Raw genomic sequence first — 17,996 nt, 5'->3', positions numbered from 1 at the left:
GGGGGCGGCGGACCGGCCGGGAGCGGCGGCTCCCGGCCTCAGGCCACCGCGGTGGCCGGCGCCGTCCGCCGGCGCACGGCCCGGCGCTCGTGCCGCCGCACCGTGACCAGCGCCCCCGCCAGGAACGCGAGCCCCAGCAGCGGGTAGGGCGCTGCGAGCGGCTGTTCCCACCAGGCGAAGTGCAGGTCCTGGGTGCCCTCGTGCGGCAGCAGCCACATGGTGCGGGCGCTGAAGACGACGGCGGTGGCCACCAGCAGCACCAGCCGCCGGCGCGAGCCCCGCACCCGGGAGGCCGCCACCACCAGCAGCGGCACGCACCACACCCAGTGGTGGGACCAGCTGATGGGCGAGATGAGCAGCGCGGTCACCGCGACGCACAGCACGGCCCACGCCTCCTGGCCCAGACCGTGCAGCCGCCGGGCGAGGTAGAGCCCGGCGACGGCGGTGCACAGCGCCAGGACCGCCCACAGCATGCCGGGGGCGGGCAGGTGCAGGACGCGGGCCACGGCGCCCTGCAGCGACTGGTTGTCGACGATCCAGACCTTGCCCACCCGGCCCGTCTCGAACATCCGGTGCGCCCAGAAGTCGACGCTGGAGTGGGGCAGTACGAGCGCGCCGACCAGCGCCGAGGTCAGGAACCCGGCGAGGGCCGTGGCCGCCGCCCGCACCCGGCCGGTGACCAGCAGGTAGAGCACGAAGAAGCCGGGGGTGAGTTTGATGCCGGCGGCCAGCCCGATGGCGAAGCCCTTGCCCGTCGCGTGGTCGGGCCGGGTGAGGTCGTACAGCACCAGGGCCGTGACGGCGAGGTTGACCTGCCCGAAGGTGAGGGTCTGGAAGACCGGTTCGAGCCACACCGCGAGGGCCGTGGCGCCGACCAGGGCGGGCAGCCGGCGCGCGGACCGCAACTGCGTCCAGCGGCCGGCCAGCTTCGCCGACAGGTACGTCACGACGGCGAGCAGCGCCAGGTTGACCACCAGCGTGACGATCTTCAGGCCGTGCAGGGTGGGCCAGGAGGCGGGGATGAACAGCAGGGCCGCGAACGGCGGGTAGGTGGCGGGCAGGTGCCACGGCGTGACGGTGAAGCCGTAGAGGTCGCCACCGGTGGCGGCGGCGTGGCCCTCTGCGCGGTAGACGACGACGTCGGCCATGTAGGGCGGCCTGAGCAGGCAGAAGGCGAGGAGCCCGGCGAGGGAGAGGGCCACCGCCACGCCGGCGAGCAGCAGGGCGCGGCGGGAGACCGGCACGGCCGCCGGCGCCCTCCTCGACCAGGCGTCCCCAGGCCGTGTCCCCTCCGCTGCCTCCGTGCCCTCGACGGCAGTCACCGCTGGCCCCTCCTCGACACCTCGTCCGGCCCGTCCGCGCGACGCTAACGGATCGGCTTCCCCGTCCGCGCGACGCTAACGGATCGGCTTCCCCGTCCGCGTGACGCCGGCGAAACTCGCCCCGCCGGGCGCGCGGCGGCGAACAGACTGCGCCAGAGGCCGCCCGGAAAAGACGTCGCGCCACCGCCGCACGGTGGCTACAATCGCCGCTTCGCCCCGGACCGGCCCGCCCAGGCCGTCCGGGCCCCGCCCCGCCGCCGCGCCGGGCGCCCGACCGGACGGAAACCGGCCGGAAACCACGCCCGCCCACCCAGGCCGCAGGGATCTGCTGTGCTGCCGCCGGGCCCGCGTGCGCCGTGATCGTGTCCGAATTCCGCCGGAGGCAACGCCGTGCCCACGCCCGTCCCCGACCAGCCGCAGTCCCCCGCCCCCGCAGCCCCGCCCGACACCGGCGCCGCCACCGACCCGCTGGAGCGCGAACAGGCCCACCTGACGGCGTCCCGGGTGGCGCTGCGGGCCATGCGGGAGGACGCCGAGTCGCTGGACATCCGCAACGTCGCGGCCAACTGGGTCAACGCCCAGGTGCTGCAGACGCAGATGGAGGCGCGCATCAAGTCCCTCGCCGACCTCGCCGACACCCCGCTGTTCTTCGGGCGGCTGGACTACCTCCGCGCGCCCGGCGAGGAACTGGCCGAGGGCGCGGCCGGCGAGCGGTTCTACATCGGGCGCCGCCACGTCCACGACGTCGACGGCGACCCGATGGTCCTGGACTGGCGCGCCCCCGTCTCGCAGGCCTTCTACCGCGCGACCCGCAAGGACCCGATGGACCTGCGGCTGCGGCGCCGCTTCGGGTACACCGGCGGGCGGCTCTCCGCGTACGAGGACGAGTACCTCGACGACCCGGCGGCGGGCGGCTCGGGCGACCCGGCGGCCAGCAAGCTGCTCCAGAGCGAGATCGAACGCCCGCGTGTCGGTCCGATGCGCGACATCGTGGCGACCATCCAGCCGGAGCAGGACGAGATCGTCCGCGCCGACCTGACCGGCACCCTCTGCGTGCAGGGCGCGCCCGGCACCGGCAAGACCGCGGTGGGCCTGCACCGGGTGGCGTACCTGCTGTACGCCCACCGGGAGCGACTGGCCCGCGCCGGCACCCTCGTCGTCGGCCCGAACCGGTCGTTCCTGCACTACATCGCGCAGGTGCTGCCCGCGCTGGGGGAGTTGGAGGTGCAGCAGGCGACCGTCGACGACCTGGTGGCGCACGTGGAGGTGCGCGGGGTCGACGACGCGCGGGCGGCCACCGTGAAGGGCGACGCGCGGCTGGCGGAGGTGCTGCGCCGGGCCGTGCGCTCCCACGTCCGCATGCCCACCGAGCCGTGTGTGGTGGTGCGCGGTTCGCGGCGGTGGCGGGTGCCGGCGCAGGAGATCGAGGAGATGGTGCGGCAGCTGCTGGACCGCGACACCCGTTACGGCGCGGGCCGCGAGGCGCTGCCGCACCGCATCGCCCACGCCGTGCTGGTGCGCATGGAGCAGGCCGGGGAGGCGCCCGACGACCGGGTGCAGGACGCGGTGGCCCGCAACGCCGCGGTGAAGGCCACGGTGAAGGCGGTCTGGCCGCCGCTGGACCCGGTGAAGGTGGTGCTCCGGCTGCTGGGCGACGCGGCGTTCCTGGCCGAGCACGCGGCGGGCGTCCTCACCGAGGAGGAGCAGAAGGCGGTGCTGTGGCCGAAGCCGGCGCGCGGCGTGAAGAGCGCGCCCTGGTCGGCGGCCGACGCGGTGCTGGTGGACGAGGCGCGGGACCTGGTCGAGCGCACCCCGTCGCTGGGCCACGTCGTGCTGGACGAGGCGCAGGACCTCTCCCCCATGCAGTACCGCGCGGTGGGCCGCCGCTGCACGACGGGGTCGGCGACGATCCTGGGCGACCTGGCGCAGGGAACGACCCCGTGGGCCACCGACTCCTGGGAGGAGGCGCTGGTGCACCTGGGCAAGGCGGGGGCGCGGGTGGAGGAGCTGACGCAGGGCTTCCGGGTGCCGCGCGAGGTCATCGCCTACGCCTCGCGGCTGCTGCCCGCCATCGCTCCGCGGCTGCGCGAGGCCACCTCGATCCGGGAGGCGCCCGGCGACTTCGAGATCCGCCGCACGCCGCCAAAGGACCTGGACGCGGCCGTGCTGACCGCCTGCCGGGACGCCCTGGCCAGGGAGGGCTCGGTCGGTCTGATCGCGGCCGAGGCCCGGCTGCCCGCGCTGCGGGAGGCGCTGGCGGCGGCGGGCCTCGGGGTGCTCGCGCCGGGTGAGGAGACCTCGTCCGAGGCCCGGCTGACGCTGGTGCCGGCCGCGCTCGCCAAGGGCCTGGAGTACGACTCCGTGGTGCTGGACGAACCGGCCGCGGTCGTCGACGGCGAACCGGACGAACGTACCGGGCTGCGCCGCCTCTACGTCTGCCTGACCAGGGCCGTCTCCGGGCTGACGGTCGTCCACGCGGCGGACCTGCCTGACCGGTTGACGGCCGGGGCCTGAGGCCGGGGTTCCGGGGTTCCCGGGGCCTGAGTCCTGAAGCGGGAGCCCCGAGGCTGGCTGCCCGGAACCCGGGGCCGGGGGCCTGGGAGAGGCCCGAAGCGGTCCGGACGGTGGGGGCCGGGCGCCGGGGAGCCGCGAGGTGCGTGTCCCCGGCCCGGCCCGGTGGCGCCCGGTGTTCGTCCCCGGCGTTGCGCGGCGCCCGGCGGTGCTCGGCGCCCGGCGGTGCTCGGCGGGCGTCCGGGGCGGGGGTCAGGCCGGGACGGCCGAGGTGTCCAGAGCGGCGCGCCAGTCCCGTACGGCGGCGGCCTCGACCGGTCCGCTCCAGCCGCCGGGACGGGCCGCGCCGCCGATGTGGAAGGCGTCGAGGCCGCCTTCCAGCAGCGCCGGGACGTGGCGGAGGTGGAGGCCGCCGCCCGCCATGACGCGGGGTGCGTAGCCGGGCTCACCGGCCGTGGCGCGGGCGGCCTCGGCCAGCAGCGTCGGCAGTCCCTCCTCGACGCCCGCCGCGGAGCCGGCGGTCAGGAAGGTGTCCAGGCCGGGCAGGCCGGCGAGGGCACCGCGCAGGGCGTGGCGGTCGGCGGCCTGGTCGATGGCGCGGTGGAACGTCCAGGGGCAGCCGTCGAGTTCGGCGAGGAGGGCGGCCATCGCGGCCAGATCGGGGGCACCGGTCCCGTCGAGGAACCCGAGGACGAACTCCTCGGCGCCCTCCGCCCGCAGCTCGGCCGCGCGCCGGCACAGGGCGTCGACGTCCCCCGCGGCGAAGCCGTCGGTGGCACGCAGCATGACGCGCAGCGGGATGTCCACCGCCGCGCGGATCTCGGCGAACACCTCACGGGGCGGGGTGAGGCCGTCCGCTGCCATGTCCGTGACCAGTTCGAGGCGGTCCGCCCCTCCGGCCCGGGCGGCGAGAGCGTCCTGCGCGTCGAGCGCGATCACCTCGAGAATTGGTCTAGACATGTAGCCAGAGTGCCACATCGTGCAACGCGTCGCCACGTCCGGCACCCCTCTTCCCTCACCGTCCCGCACCGCGGACGGCCCCGCCCCACCCCCGCGACCGCCGGGGCCGGACGCCGGCGGCAAGCCGCGGCAGGCCGCCGACAGCCCGACGGCGCGGCGAGAATGACCCCATGGACGACCTGGAGAAGACCCTGCGCCACCGCTGGGAGGCCACCGTCACCGCCGCGCGCCCCGCCGCCGCGGGCGAGTCACCCGACCCGGACCGCTACGCGGAGGACCTGCTGCGCCGCTGGTCGGAGCCGCAGCGCCACTACCACACCACCGTCCACCTGGCCGCGGTCCTGGACCGGGTCGACGACCTGGCCGACCATGCCGAGGACCTCGCGGCGGTGCGGTTGGCGGCCTGGTTCCACGACGCGGTCTACCGCCCGGACCGCTCCGAGAACGAGGAGCGCAGCGCATCCCTGGCCGAGCGCGCCCTGCCGGAACTGGGGGTGGGCCCGGACCGCACCGCCGAGGTGGCACGCCTGGTCCGGCTGACGGTGACCCACGACCCCACGCCGGGCGACCGGAACGGCGAGGTGCTGTGCGACGCGGACCTCGCCGTCCTGGCGGGCACGGCCGAGGCCTACGCGGCGTACGCCTCGGCCGTGCGGGAGGAGTACTCCTTCGTCCCGGACGGCACCTTCCGCGAGGGCCGGGCAACCGTCCTGCGGCAGCTCCTGGAGCTCCCCGCGCTCTTCCGCACCCCGCGGGGGCGGGCGCGGTGGGAGGCCGCAGCCCGACGCAACCTGTCGGCGGAACTGGACCTGCTGGCGGGCTGACACCCCCGGACAGGCACCCTCCGACCCGGGACGGACGGACCACCCCTGGCCGGGACCCGGTGGGCACGTGTCACCCGCCCCCTGCGGACGAGCCGCCCCGGCCCCGGCTCAGGGCGTGCCCCCTGTGCCGCAAAACCCCCAACGAGGGACATCACTCCCCTACCGCCCTTTTCGATCAATGGCGCCGCAGGTCACGGAAGTTGACGCCGCTGTAGGCCATCAGGGGTCACCTTTCCCACCGACCCCGCCACGGGCGTGCACCCTGCGCCACGGCGGGGCTACGGTGCGCGGGGGGAGGGGTCACCACCAGCGTGCACACGAGCGGGAGCCGCGTCATGTCCAAGTCCCACCGTCCCGACCCGACGCTCACCCCACGCGCGCTCTACGGAGCCGAGTTGCGGTACCAGCGCGAGCAGGCCGGTCTCTCGCAGGCCGAGTTGGGCGCCCCGATGTTCGTCAGCGGCTCCTTCATCGGCCAGTTGGAGTCCGGGGCCCGCCGGATGCAGCGGGAGTACGCCGAGCAGATCGACGAGATCCTGCGGACCGACGGCTTCTTCGCCCGTCACCTGGCGACCGCGACCACCTCCCGGCTCCCTGAGCACGTGGCGCAGGCCGCCGAGTCCGAGTCGCTGGCCAAGACGATCCGGGAGTACGCACCGCAGCTCGTGCCCGGCCTGCTCCAGACCGAGGAGTACACCCGGGCCGTGCTGCGCGCCGCCGACCCGGTGGCGGCCGAGTCGCTGGTGGAGGAGATGGTCGCCGCCCGGCTGGAACGGGCCGGTGTCCTGGAGGACCCGACCACCCCGCTGTTCTGGGCGGTGCTGGACGAGGCGGTGCTGCGACGGCCGGTGGGCGGCCCCGCCGTCATGGCCGGCCAGCTCGCGCACATCCTCACCCTGGCCCAGGAGAGCCGCATCATCGTCCAGGTCCTGCCGTTCGCCGAGGGCGCCCACGCCGGCCTGGAGGGCGCTCTCAAACTGATGACCTTCACCGAGGCCCCGCCGGTGGTGCACCTCCAGGGGCCCGGCAGTGACAAGTTCCTCGACGACCCGGTGCAGGTGGAGCGCTACAGCCTCACCTACGACCTGGTCCGCGCCGCGGCGCTGTCGCCCGAGGCCTCGTTGACCCTGGTGGAGTCGGCCGCGGAGGGCTACCGGCTGGGGAGGTGAGCCGCGGGACGGCGGGGGCGTGGACCGCCGGCTCCCGGTGAGCGCCCCCACTCGCCGGGCCGAGCCGGTCGGGGCTCCGCGAGCCGCCCCTCCGCGGCGCGCGGAGGGTGACACGGAACACCCCCCGCACCCCCACCGCGCTCCCGGATCGAGGAATGCTCCCCCCTGCCGTCGGCGTTCGCCTGGACATGCCTGAAGCCTCCACCGAGCAGATACGTGTGTCTCCTGACCGCACACGCATGCCCGCCGCCGTCTTCGTCCTGGGCCTTTCGGTATTCGCCCTGGGCACCTCGGAATTCATGTTGTCGGGCATCCTCCAGCCGCTCGCCCGGGACATGGGCGTCTCCATCCCGCAGGCCGGACTGCTGGTCTCCGCCTTCGCGGTGGGCATGGTAGTGGGCGCCCCGGTGCTGGCCGCGGCCACGCTGCGCCTGCCGCGCCGCACCACGCTGATCGCGCTGCTCGCCGTCTTCGGGCTCGGTCAGGTGGCGGGGGCGCTCGCCCCCAGCTACCCGGTGCTCTTCGTCTCCCGCGTGGTGAGCGCCCTGGCCTGTGCCGGGTTCTGGGCGGTGGGCGCGGCGGTCGCCGTGTCGCTGGTGCCGGTGACGGCGCGGGCCCGGGCGATGGCGGTCATGGTCGGAGGTCTCTCCGTGGCCAACATCGCCGGTGTGCCGGCCGGTGCGCTGCTCGGCGAGCACGCCGGGTGGCGGTCGGCGTTCTGGGCGGTGGCGGTGCTCTCCGCCGTGGGACTGGTCGGCGTGGTGGCGCTGGTGCCCCGCACCTCGGTGCCGACGGGCGCGGACCGGCCGGTGCTCCGCCGGGAGCTGCGGATCTACCGCGACCGCCAGGTCTGGCTCGCGCTGGCCGCCACCGCGCTCAACGGCGGCGCGGTCTTCGCCCTCTTCTCCTACCTCTCGCCGCTGCTGACCGAGACCGCCGGACTGGCCGAGAGCTGGGTGCCGACGGTGCTGGCCCTCTTCGGCGTGGGCGCCCTCGCCGGCACCTACCTCGGCGGCCGGATCGCCGACTCGCACCTGTTCGGCACGATCCTCGGCGGGATCAGCGCCTCCACCGTCGTGCTGGTGGTGCTCGCCCTGACCGCCCACGTCCCGGCCGCCGCGGTCGCACTCGCCCTCATGCTGGGCGTGACGGCCTTCACCACCGCGCCCGCTCTCAACGCGCGCATGTTCGCGGTGGCGGACGCGGCGCCGACCCTGGCGGGGGCGACGACCACGGCGGCGTTCAACGTGGGCAACACCATCGGCCCGTGGCTGGGCGGGCTGGTCATCAGCGCGGGCTGGGGCTACCCGGCGGTGGCGTGGACGGGGGCGGCGCTCGCCGGCCTCGCGGTCGTGATCACCCTCTTCGCCATCCGGGTCCACCATTCCTCCAGCGCGTCCCGGCTGGTCGCCAGGGGCCGGACGCCGGCCGAGGAGCCCGCCCTGGAGCGGGGGGCCGCCGCACCGGCGCCCGGCGAGCACTGACCACCGGGCCGGAGCCGAGCCCCCCTCCTCACCCCGGCCTCCTCCCCACGTCGTCCGCGGACGACCCCGCGCCCGGCTCGCGGCAGGGTGCGTTCGCGGCCGTGCACGGGGCCTGCCTCACCTGCCGCGGCGCAGCAGCGCGTCGGTGACGACCGGCCGGTGGTCCGAGGCCTGGGTGTCGACCACGGTGGTGTCCCGGAAGGAGACCCGGTCGCGGGAGCCGGTGACGTAGTCCAGGGCGGTGCGGGGGGTGTCGGCGGGCCAGGAGGGGACGCCCGCGTCCGCCCGCCGCAGCTCCTGCCAGAGCGGCGCGAGTTCCGGGGCCCCGGGACCGGCGTTGAAGTCGCCGAGCAGGAACTGGAGCGGGCAGCGTCCGCGCGTGCCGCAGTCCTCCGCCATGATCCGGCGGGTGTCGGCGACCTGGAGGGTGCGCACCGCCGGGTCGGACCGGTAGTCGAGGTGGGTGTCGTAAACGTGGACGGGGACGCCGTGCACCCGCAGCACGACCTCGGCGAATCCGGGGCCGGGCGCCGGCCGCGGGTCGGGGTCCTGGGTGGAGAGCCTGGTCAGGTCGTGGTTCGCGGTCTCCTCGAAGCGGTACTTCGAGAGGATCGCCACGCCGTACTGACGCCGGGGGGCGCCGGCGGTGGCCGGGTCCTCGTCGTAGATCGGCGCGAAGAAGACGTGCATGTGCAGGCGGGCGCCGAGTTCGGCGGCCAGGTCCAGCCAGCGGCTGCGGGCGTCCCAGTGCACGTCCACCTCCTGGAGGCCGACGACGTCGGCGTGCAGGTCGCGTACGGCCGCCGCGGTGCGGTCGAGGTCGAAGACGCCGTCCATGCCGGCCCCCGCGTGGATGTTGTACGAGGCGACGCGCAGCGGCACCGCGCCGCGCGGCCCGTTGCCGGCCCCCGCGCCACCGGGGGCCGGCGCCGCGACGGCGGCGGTCCCGGTGGCCAGGGCACCCACCAGACCTGCGGTGAGGAGAAGGCGGGCGGTACGTCGACACAGGTTCATCGGATCCCCAGGTGATCGATGCTGTCAGGTACAGGCCGAGAACCTACCGCCGTCCGTCCTCTCGGCGGGTGAGCGGCGCGTGGCAACGGCCGTACCCTCGGCCGGCCGCGCCCCGAAACCCCTGCGCCCGCCCGGCGCCAGGCCCCCGTCCCCCGCACCGCACACCGACGGCCCACCCGCGCCACGGGCGACCGTCCGCACAGCCCGCACCGAGGCGGCTCCTCGGCGCGGCGGCTCCTCGCACGGCGGCTCCTCAGTGCTCGGTGGCCAGCACGGCCTTGACCATCTCCACGGCGTCCCGCAGCGACAGGCCCGGGCGGGCGTCGCGCAACGCCTTCACGGCCCGCACCTCGTGGGCTCGTGGGTCGACGCCCTCCGTCTCCAGGACGCCCCGGGCCCACTCGGTGCGCAGGTCGGTGCGCTCGTCGTCCAGCTCGGTGACGACGTCCAGGGCGTACCTGAGCCCCGGTGCCAGTTCCGGATCGGCCTCGGCCAGCGCACTCTCCAGGCGGGAGCGGACGATCTCCAGGTCGCGGAGGACGGTGACGCTCGCGCGGTGACGGAACAACGGCATGTTCGGGCTCCTGAGCTCGGTGGTGGACCTCGCCACTATGCCGTGGGGGTGGTGGCGGCCCGCCAGGCACCCCACCCACCACCCGCCGGCACCGGGAGGCCCCGCGCACGACGGCCTGCCCCGACGCCGTCCACCGGGCTGCCGCCACGCCCGTACCGCTCCGCGCACCGCCCGCCCGGTCACCCGCCGAGGCCGCCGGCGGGAGGTCCGAACCGGTACCGGGTCTGGGCGTACTGCTCCCCCCGGGCGAAGCAGAAGGCGGTCACCGGGTGCACGGCGAACACCTCGGCCCTGATACCGCTCACGCCGACGAAGAGCTCGTCCGCCACCTCGTAGTGCCAGGACGCGCCGTACTTCTCCTCCCACAGGGCCGCCAGCCGCCGCAGTTCCTCACCGTCCGTCACGCGGACCGCCTCACCCTCCACCACGACGTCGAAGCCGGCGCCGAGTTCGTTGCGCCCGGTGGTCAGGACGCAGTGCGGGTTGTGGTGCAGGTTGCGGGCCTTGCGTTCCGCGGGGCCGGTGGCGAAGCACAAGGTCGGCCGTTCGCTCTCCTCGTCGGTGTCCAGGACGCCGATGAGCGGCGTGACGTGCGGGCGCGCGTCGGGCCGCACGGTGCTGAGCCAGTAGAGCTCGGCCTCCCGCAGCAGAGCCGAGGCGTCCGCCCAGGGGACGGCAGCCGCGTCCGGGCTGCTGTAGTCGGGGTCCAGGTCGGTGAGCGGGCCGATTCCCACGGGTGACTCCTCGGTGGACGGGGCGGGGTGGAGCGGGCCGGCGGCCTGCCCGGACCCGGATGCCCCGTCGGCCACCCGCTGAATCAGCTCGCCGCACCGCGCGGGACTCCGGTCGAGCCGCACGCCGAGCAGCAGCGCGGCAGTCCGGCCGGACAGCCGGTCGCCACGGCTGCCCGTGCCCACAGCCCGGGGCGGTGCGCCCGGGAGAGCCGGAAGCCGGTGGTCCCCGGCCCTGCCCGGTTGGTGAGCGCCCGAGCCCTCGTGCGCCTCACCCACCCTGCGGTGGTTCTGCCTCCGGTCCGGGCCGGTCCTGGGGCGGACGGTGTCCTGCGGCACCTGGGCGCCCTGGCTGCGGGCCTGCGGCACGGCGGTGCTTGGGGCGGCGCAGTCCGGCCGCCACCAACCGGCGCAGCAGTTCCTTGCCGCCCACCGCCACCGCTCCGGAGCGCACCGCGTCCGCGTACCGGTGGTCCGGCACGTCGTAGTGGTCACCGTCGAAGGCGCGTGCGGGCAGGCCCAGGTCGGCGGCGAAGGCGTGCAGCTCCTCGAAGGAGGTGTCGCTGACGAGGTGGGACCAGGATCGGCCGTGCGCGGGCCAGGTGGGCGGGTCGATGTAGAGCGTCACGTGCTGCCGGGCCTCCTTGCTTGCTCGGGTCTTCGCCGCCGGGTCCCGGAACGGCCGGCGGTACGTCCTCGGTCACCGGCGCCTTACCCGGCCGGCGTCAGCCGGTGGCCGCCCCCAGCGATCCGAGGGGGGCCACCGCCACCGCCGTCTGGGGACAGACCCAGTGCGGGTCGGCACCCAACTCGGGCTCCACGTCCAGGGCGTGCGGATCGCCGCTGCCGGTGCACACCGGGCACAGCGGCCACCGTCCGTAGCGTTCCAGCAGGGCGTCCTGGACGTCCTGGGCGACCAGACCGGCGACGAAGGCGGCGCCCTCCGGCCACTGCTCGACCCACCACCGGCGGTGGACCACCGCGTCCTCGACCAGCGAGACGATCTCGGCGTCGGCGACGTCACCGGCCATGAGGTCGGCGAGGACCAGCGCGCGGGCGGCGTGCAGTGCCTGTTCCAACTCCATGCACCCATTGTCCCGCGCTCCCCGGCGTGCGCAGCCCCACCCGAGGTCAGGGTGCCCGTGCGGACGGGGCGGACCGCGGTGACCGCACGCTTCACCGGGCGGCGCCTCTCCACCTCGTGCGGCGCCAGGACGAGTTGCTCGCGCGCCGCCAGGACGAGTTGCTCGCGCTGTCGGCCGGCCGCGTCTGCCCGGACGCATACGAAGCCGGCAGCACCGCCTCGGCGGCCCTCCCACCCGAGACCGCGAGGGGACCGAGAAGCAGGCCAGGGCTGCGCCGGAGCGTCCAGCAGCATCCGGGAACCGCTCTCCTGCCGCCGGCGGCCCCAGCCGCACCGCGCCCACGTGGGGCCCACCACGCGGAGACGGTATTGACGCCCCCAGCCGCTGAAATTACTTTTCAGGTGTGAGCAGAGGCCTGAAGGAAACTTTCCCCCGCCCCGCGCGCCCCACGCCGGCACCCGCGGCGGGTGAGGCGGCGCCGCCGGACTCCGACCACCGGCGCGGCACGCCACGGACCGCCCAGCACCCGCCCGCTCCCGGCGCCCTGGCCTCAAAGGTACGCACCCTCGCCCCCTCGATGACCCGCTCCATGCAACGGGTCGCCGAGGCCGTCGCCGCCGACCCGGCGGGCTGCGCGGCGCTGACCGTCACCGGCCTCGCCGCGCTGACGGGCACCAGTGAGGCGACCGTGGTGCGCACCTCGCGACTGCTGGGCTACCCCGGCTACCGGGACCTGCGACTGGCCCTCGCCGCGCTCGCCGCCCAGCAGGCCGCGGGCCGCGCGCCCGCCGTGACCGCCGACATAGCCGTCGACGACGCGCTCCCGGACGTGGTCGCCAAACTCGCCCAGGAGGAGCAGCGCTGCCTGGTCGACACGGCCCAGGCACTGGACGTCTCGCAACTGGAGGCCGCCGTCACCGCGCTCGCCACCGCCCGCCGGGTGGACGTCTACGGCGTCGGCGCCTCCAACCTGGTCTCCCAGGACCTCGCGCAGAAGCTGCTGCGCATCGGCCTGGTCGCGCACGCGCACCCCGACCCGCACCTGGCCGTCACCAACGCCGTGCAGTTGCGCGCCGGCGACGTCGCGGTGGCCATCACCCACTCCGGCCGGACCACGGACGTCATCGAGCCGCTCCGGGTGGCGTTCGACCGCGGCGCGACGACCATCGCCGTCACCGGTCGCGCCGACGGCGACATCGCCGCGTACGCCGACCACATCCTCACCACCTCCTCGGCGCGCGAGAGCGAGCTGCGGCCGGCCGCCATGTCCTCCCGTACCAGCCAGCTGCTGATCGTCGACTGCCTCTTCGTGGGCGTGGCGCAGCGGACCTACGAGACGGCGGCCCCGGCACTGGCCGCCTCCTACGAGGCCCTGGCGCACCGCCACCACCCCCGTACCCGCAACTGACCGACCACCCGGGAGGCGACCGGCCCAGGAACCAGCCGACGCACCCGGAACCGCATCGACCCGTCCCATCGGCACACCCGACGACCCGCCCCGACGGGACGGGACCGCTGCCAGCCGGGCCACCTGCCGCTCGGCTTCGACCGCGCCGCCGAGCCCGACACACCGCCACCGGCTACGGTGCGTCCCCAGAGGGGTACCCGCAGTCAGGTAGGTGGCGGGGCGCACACACCGCACCACACCAGAGAGAGCCGCCAGCCAGATGTCTTCGACCGCTGACCACACGAACCTGCGAGCCGAAACGAACCTGCGAGCCGAGCTGGAGCACCTGACGACCGAGGCGTTCCGGCCGGAACTCGCCGAGATCGACCGGCGCTCCACCCTGGAGATCGCCCGGATCATGAACGGCGAGGACGCCACGGTGCCGGCCGCCGTCGCCGCCCAGCTGCCCCGCATCGCAGCCGCCATCGACGGGACGGCTGAACGGATGGCCCGTGGCGGCCGCCTGATCTACGCCGGTGCGGGCACGGCCGGGCGCCTGGGTGTCCTGGACGCCAGCGAGTGCCCGCCCACGTTCAACACCGGGCCGGGAGAGGTCGTCGGCCTCATCGCGGGCGGCCCCTCGGCCATGGTCACCGCGGTGGAGGGCGCCGAGGACAGCGCCGAACTCGCCGCCGAGGACCTGGGCGCCCTGGGGCTGACGGCCCAGGACACGGTCGTGGGGATCTCGGCGTCCGGGCGCACCCCGTACGCGGTCGGCGCCGTGCGCCACGCCCGCGAGCTGGGCGCGCTGACCGTCGGCCTGTCCTGCAACGCGGGGTCCGCGCTGGCCGCGGCGGCCGAACACGGCATCGAGGTCGTCGTCGGCCCCGAGCTGCTGACCGGCTCGACCCGGTTGAAGGCGGGGACGGCGCAGAAGCTCGTCCTCAACATGATCTCGACGATCACCATGATCCGCCTGGGCAAGACCTACGGGAACCTCATGGTGGACGTCCGCGCCTCCAACGAGAAACTGCACGCCCGTTCGCGCCGCATCGTCTCGCTGGCGACGGGCGCGGCGGACGACCGTATCGAGGCGGCGCTCGCTGCGACCGGCGGCGAGGTGAAGAACGCGATCCTCTGCGTGCTCGCCGACGTCGACGGTCCGACCGCGGCCCGCCTCCTCGCCGCCTCCGAAGGACACCTGCGCGCCGCCCTGCTGGCCGCGACCACGAGTTGACCCACCGGGCCTCCCGGGCGAAGGAGCCCGGGGCGCCCCCGCACAGAACAGCGCCTCGCACCATGTCTCAGACCGCTTCCCCCCACGGCGCCGACCCCGCCGACAAGCACCGCGCCACCGCTGCCGCGATCCTCCCCCTGGTGGGGGGTGCGGCCAACCTCTCCTCCATCGACCACTGCATGACCCGTCTCCGCCTCGGCCTGCGCGACCGTTCCCTGGTCCGCGAGGAGGAACTGCGGGCCCTGCCCGCCGTGATGGGCGTGGTCGAGGACGACACCTACCAGATCGTGCTCGGGCCCGGAGCCGTCTCCCGGGTCACCCCCCTCTTCGAGGCCCTCGCCGCCGAGGAGAACGCGCGCGGGGCCGACACCCCACCCACCGCGGCGGAACCCGGCACCACCGCGACCGGCACCACCGCGAGTGACACCCCCGCGAGCGACACCACGGCACCGGGCGCCGGAACTCCGGACGAGGGGACGCCCGGCCCGGGACCGGCCGGTGGCGCCGCCTCGGACCAGGCCACCGCCGACGCCCTCGCCGCGCAGGGGGCCGCCCTGCGCGCGGAGCGCAAGGCACGCAACGCGACACCCGTGAAGCTCTTCCTGCGACGGATCGCCAACATCTTCGTGCCGCTGATCCCCGCCCTCATCGGCTGCGGCATCATCGCCGGTGTCAACGGCCTGCTCACCAACCTCGGCTGGCTGCCGGGGCTGACCTCGGCCCTCACCGCTATCGCCTCCGGTTTCATGGCGCTCATCGCGGTCTTCGTCGGCTTCAACACCGCGAAGGAGTTCGGCGGCACCCCGGTGCTGGGAGGTGCCGTCGCCGCGATCATCGTCTTCCCCGGCGTCGCGAACATCGAGGCGTTCGGGCAGAAGCTCGCCCCCGGGCAGGGTGGTGTGCTCGGTGCCCTCGCCGCCGCTGCCCTGGCGACCTGGGTGGAGAAGGTCTGCCGGCGCCGCGTCCCCGAAGCCGTCGACGTCCTGGTCACCCCGACCGTCACCGTGCTGGTCTCGGGACTGGTCACCCTCTACGGGCTGATGTTCGTCGCGGGTGAGGTCGCCACGGGCATCGGGACGGCTGCCAACTGGCTGCTGGTGAACACCGGGGCCTTCGCCGGTCTGGTCCTGGGCGGACTCTTCCTGCCGCTGGTCATGCTCGGCCTGCACCAGGCGCTCATCCCCATTCACACCACCCTGATCGAGCAGCAGGGCTACACCGTGCTGCTGCCGATCCTGGCGATGGCCGGCGCGGGCCAGGTCGGTTGTGCCATCGCCGTCTACCTGCGGCTGCGCCACAACCGTTCGGTGCGCCAGACCATCAAGTCCGCGCTGCCGGCCGGTTTCCTCGGCGTCGGCGAACCCCTCATCTACGGTGTGTCGCTGCCACTGGGCCGTCCCTTCGTCACGGCCTGCGTCGGTGGCGCGGCAGGCGGCGCGTTCGTGGGCCTGTTCTCGATGCTGGGCGACCAGGTGGGATCCACGGCCATCGGCCCCTCGGGCTGGGCCCTGTTCCCGCTGCTGAAGGGCAACCAGGGCCTGGGCACCACGGTCGCCGTCTACGGTGGCGGACTCCTGGCCGGGTACGTCGTCGGCTTCCTCGCCACCTACTTCTTCGGCTTCAGCCGACAGATGCTGGCGGAGCTCAACGGCGAGGAGACCCACCCGGCCGAACCCGCTCCGGCAACTCCCGCCTCCCACCCGGCGAACGGGGGCGCGGAAGTGGGCGCGGATGCGGGTGCGGACGCGGGTGCGGACGCGGGTGCGGGTGCGGGTGCGGACGCGGGTGCGGGTGCGGACGCGGGTGCGGAGGCCGGCAAGGCCACGACGGGCACCACCCCGACCGGCTCGAACCCCGCAGCCCAGGAACCCCCCAGCGGAGACTCCTCGTCCGGCAGCAAGGACGCGACGGCGGCCTGAGCCGTGACTGGCGTGAGCCGTGCGTGGCGTAAGCCGTCAGTGACGTGAGCGGCCAGCGGCGTGAGCCGTCAACGGCGTCAGCGGTCGGCGGCTTCCTGGGGGCGTCGGTGTCCGGGATGCAGGGGCGTCGGTGTCCGGAGGACATCGGCGCCCCTCGTGACCTGAAGGGCCCTCGGGCACCGGGGTCCCGGAGGCGCCGAGTGCCGCAGGTACCGGGGTCCCGCAGGCATCGGGGGCCCGCAAGCGCCGAGTTTCCGCAGGCGCCGGGGTCCCGGAGGCGCCGGGGTCCCGCAAGCACCAAGTTCCCACAGGCGCCGGTCCGCCACGTGCGGGGGCCGGCCCCTGGCGGGGGCGGCCCCTGGCGGGGGCTGCCGGGCGTGCCCGAGGGGACGGCCCGGACCGGGAAACGCGGGCCTCTCCCCCTGCGGTCCTAGGTCCGTCCCAGGGCTCGGCTTCGTGCCTTCCCGTTCCTTGGGCCGATGCAAGGCGCATCCCTCGCTCCTAGCGTTCTCCACAGCGCGCTCGTTCCCCTTCGTTCCAGACGAGCCCGTCGGGTCCGCCCGGCGGACAAGGAGGCACCGATGACGGACGCACCCGTCGAGGACACCCTCGACAGCGCCTACACCCGACTCCACGCCACCGGCCCCGAGTACGACGGTTACCTGAGCAACCACGGCCCGATGGTGGTGGAGGCCATGGCCCAGCGGGGCCTCGGCGACCACACCCACGAGTGGCTCGACGGATACACCCGGCGGCTGGACGACCGGCCCGGCCCCGGCCGAGCCGTCACCGACGAGGAGTGGCGCGAGGCGCTGGGAGACCGGCGGCGCGTCGCAGACTGGACGGCCCGCTTCTCCCGGGAGATCGCCGAGGAGGGGTGGCACCCCGTGCTGCTGCGATGGTGGCCACGGCTCCTGCCGGGCATCGCGGCGGGCGCCACCCACGGCGTGATCCGCACCGGCCACGCCGTCCGGGCCCTGTCCGGCCAGGAGACCGCGGCGAGGCGGACGGAGCTGGCGCAGGCCCTCGGCTACTGGGCCGCCCGCTGGCTGCCCGTACCCGGCGCGACCCCCTTCTCCTCTGAGTCAGCCGACGGCTCGGTCCCCGGGCCGCACCAGCCCGACGACAGGAATACCGCTCCGGTGTCCACCCACCTGGCTCCGGACGCCACCGCGGCGTTGACAGCGGTACCCCCGGTACCCGACCGGTCCCAGGGCCTGCTCCACCGGGTGAGCCAGCTTCCGGGATTGAGCACCTGGCCCGCGACGCTGGCGAGCCTCCGAGAACCGGCAACCGTCGCGGAGGCCGAAGGCCACCTCAGCCGGCTCGTCGAGGCAGCCACGCGGTACTACCTGCACCACGGGCACGGGAACAGCGTGATGTTGGTCCACGCGGCCACCGCTCCCAACGCGGTCCTGCGCACCCTGCCCGCTCTTCCCGCGGAGATGCGCCTGCCCTCCTTCCGTGCCGCCTGGTCGGCCACCGCGGCTGTCGTCGCCGCCTACCGTCCGGACCACTCGGCCCCGCCCACGGAGACCGAGGCCCTGCTGTCCCAGGCGGTGTCGGCCGAGGAGGTGTTCCAGCGCGCGGTGGATCACGGCGACGAGCACGTCGTGAAGCTCGCCGACACGGCCCTGGACGTCCACCGGCGCAGCGGCGACTCGGCAGCCCTCGCAGCAGCCCTGCGAGCCACCCAGCTGATCCCGGCTGACGGCTGACGGCTGACGGCTGACGGCTGACGGCTGAACGACGAGCGGGCGAGCCACAGTTCGCCGTCCG

At 75.0% G+C, this 17,996-nt stretch carries 14 protein-coding genes and 1 pseudogene; 8 read left to right on the top strand and 7 right to left on the bottom strand.

Features of this window, described 5'->3' with window-relative positions:
- Window positions 1–38: 38 nt before the first annotated feature.
- Complete coding sequence (locus tag ACFV3R_RS15745) at window positions 39–1,244, bottom strand: glycosyltransferase 87 family protein (protein WP_385581859.1); 1,206 nt, start codon at window positions 1,242–1,244, stop codon at window positions 39–41.
- Window positions 1,245–1,712: 468 nt separating this feature from the next.
- Between ACFV3R_RS15745 and ACFV3R_RS15740 the strand changes: the two genes are divergently transcribed.
- A complete protein-coding gene (locus tag ACFV3R_RS15740) occupies window positions 1,713–3,836 on the top strand; it encodes a HelD family protein (RefSeq protein WP_385581856.1) in 2,124 nt (707 codons plus the stop codon).
- Window positions 3,837–4,085: 249 nt separating this feature from the next.
- Here ACFV3R_RS15740 and ACFV3R_RS15735 read toward each other — a convergent pair whose 3' ends face one another.
- Entirely contained in the window at window positions 4,086–4,793 is a 708-nt protein-coding gene (locus ACFV3R_RS15735; RefSeq protein WP_385581854.1) for a copper homeostasis protein CutC, read from the bottom strand.
- Window positions 4,794–4,963: 170 nt separating this feature from the next.
- On the opposite strand from ACFV3R_RS15735, the gene ACFV3R_RS15730 reads away from it, so the two are divergent.
- From ACFV3R_RS15730 to ACFV3R_RS15720, 3 genes are all read left to right on the top strand, one after another.
- Window positions 4,964–5,617, top strand: a complete 654-nt coding sequence (locus ACFV3R_RS15730; RefSeq protein WP_385581851.1) for a hypothetical protein — start codon at window positions 4,964–4,966, stop codon at window positions 5,615–5,617.
- 335 nt (window positions 5,618–5,952) lie between these two features.
- Entirely contained in the window at window positions 5,953–6,786 is an 834-nt protein-coding gene (locus ACFV3R_RS15725; protein ID WP_385581849.1) for a helix-turn-helix domain-containing protein, read from the top strand.
- Between the two features lie 239 nt (window positions 6,787–7,025).
- Complete coding sequence (locus tag ACFV3R_RS15720; RefSeq protein ID WP_385581846.1) at window positions 7,026–8,270, top strand: Cmx/CmrA family chloramphenicol efflux MFS transporter; 1,245 nt, start codon at window positions 7,026–7,028, stop codon at window positions 8,268–8,270.
- A 117-nt stretch (window positions 8,271–8,387) separates the two neighbouring features.
- Here ACFV3R_RS15720 and ACFV3R_RS15715 read toward each other — a convergent pair whose 3' ends face one another.
- The 5 genes from ACFV3R_RS15715 to ACFV3R_RS15695 form a co-directional block, all read right to left on the bottom strand.
- Complete coding sequence (locus ACFV3R_RS15715; protein ID WP_385581843.1) at window positions 8,388–9,284, bottom strand: endonuclease/exonuclease/phosphatase family protein; 897 nt, start codon at window positions 9,282–9,284, stop codon at window positions 8,388–8,390.
- Window positions 9,285–9,537: 253 nt separating this feature from the next.
- Window positions 9,538–9,858: a hypothetical protein gene (locus tag ACFV3R_RS15710; RefSeq protein ID WP_385581840.1), complete on the bottom strand. Its 321-nt coding sequence runs from the start codon at window positions 9,856–9,858 to the stop codon at window positions 9,538–9,540.
- A 179-nt stretch (window positions 9,859–10,037) separates the two neighbouring features.
- The gene (locus tag ACFV3R_RS15705; RefSeq protein ID WP_385581837.1) at window positions 10,038–10,592 is read right to left on the bottom strand and encodes a pyridoxamine 5'-phosphate oxidase family protein; all 555 of its coding nucleotides are present in this window, start codon (window positions 10,590–10,592) and stop codon (window positions 10,038–10,040) included.
- Window positions 10,593–10,860: 268 nt separating this feature from the next.
- Complete coding sequence (locus ACFV3R_RS15700; protein WP_385581833.1) at window positions 10,861–11,217, bottom strand: DUF4031 domain-containing protein; 357 nt, start codon at window positions 11,215–11,217, stop codon at window positions 10,861–10,863.
- Window positions 11,218–11,314: 97 nt separating this feature from the next.
- Entirely contained in the window at window positions 11,315–11,674 is a 360-nt protein-coding gene (locus ACFV3R_RS15695; protein ID WP_385581831.1) for a hypothetical protein, read from the bottom strand.
- A 403-nt stretch (window positions 11,675–12,077) separates the two neighbouring features.
- On the opposite strand from ACFV3R_RS15695, the gene ACFV3R_RS15690 reads away from it, so the two are divergent.
- The 4 genes and pseudogenes from ACFV3R_RS15690 (at window position 12,078) to ACFV3R_RS15675 (ending at window position 17,935) form a co-directional block, all read left to right on the top strand.
- Window positions 12,078–13,082 carry a MurR/RpiR family transcriptional regulator gene (locus ACFV3R_RS15690; protein WP_385581827.1) on the top strand — a complete coding sequence of 335 codons (1,005 nt, stop codon included), beginning with the start codon at window positions 12,078–12,080 and terminating at the stop codon, window positions 13,080–13,082.
- 259 nt (window positions 13,083–13,341) lie between these two features.
- Entirely contained in the window at window positions 13,342–14,298 is a 957-nt protein-coding gene (gene murQ, locus ACFV3R_RS15685; protein ID WP_385581824.1) for an N-acetylmuramic acid 6-phosphate etherase, read from the top strand.
- A gap of 62 nt (window positions 14,299–14,360) precedes the next feature.
- Window positions 14,361–16,004, top strand: a pseudogene (locus tag ACFV3R_RS15680) (PTS transporter subunit EIIC); the annotation flags it as partial.
- 794 nt (window positions 16,005–16,798) lie between these two features.
- On the top strand, window positions 16,799–17,935 hold the full coding sequence (locus ACFV3R_RS15675) for a questin oxidase family protein (RefSeq protein WP_385581821.1): 1,137 nt from the start codon (window positions 16,799–16,801) through the stop codon (window positions 17,933–17,935).
- The last annotated feature ends 61 nt before the right edge of the window (window positions 17,936–17,996 follow it).

It is taken from the genome of Streptomyces sp. NPDC059740, assembly GCF_042733155.1.
Classification (GTDB): domain Bacteria; phylum Actinomycetota; class Actinomycetes; order Streptomycetales; family Streptomycetaceae; genus Streptomyces.
Note: the sequence above shows the minus strand (reverse complement) of the source record. Positions and strands in the feature narration are given on the sequence as shown.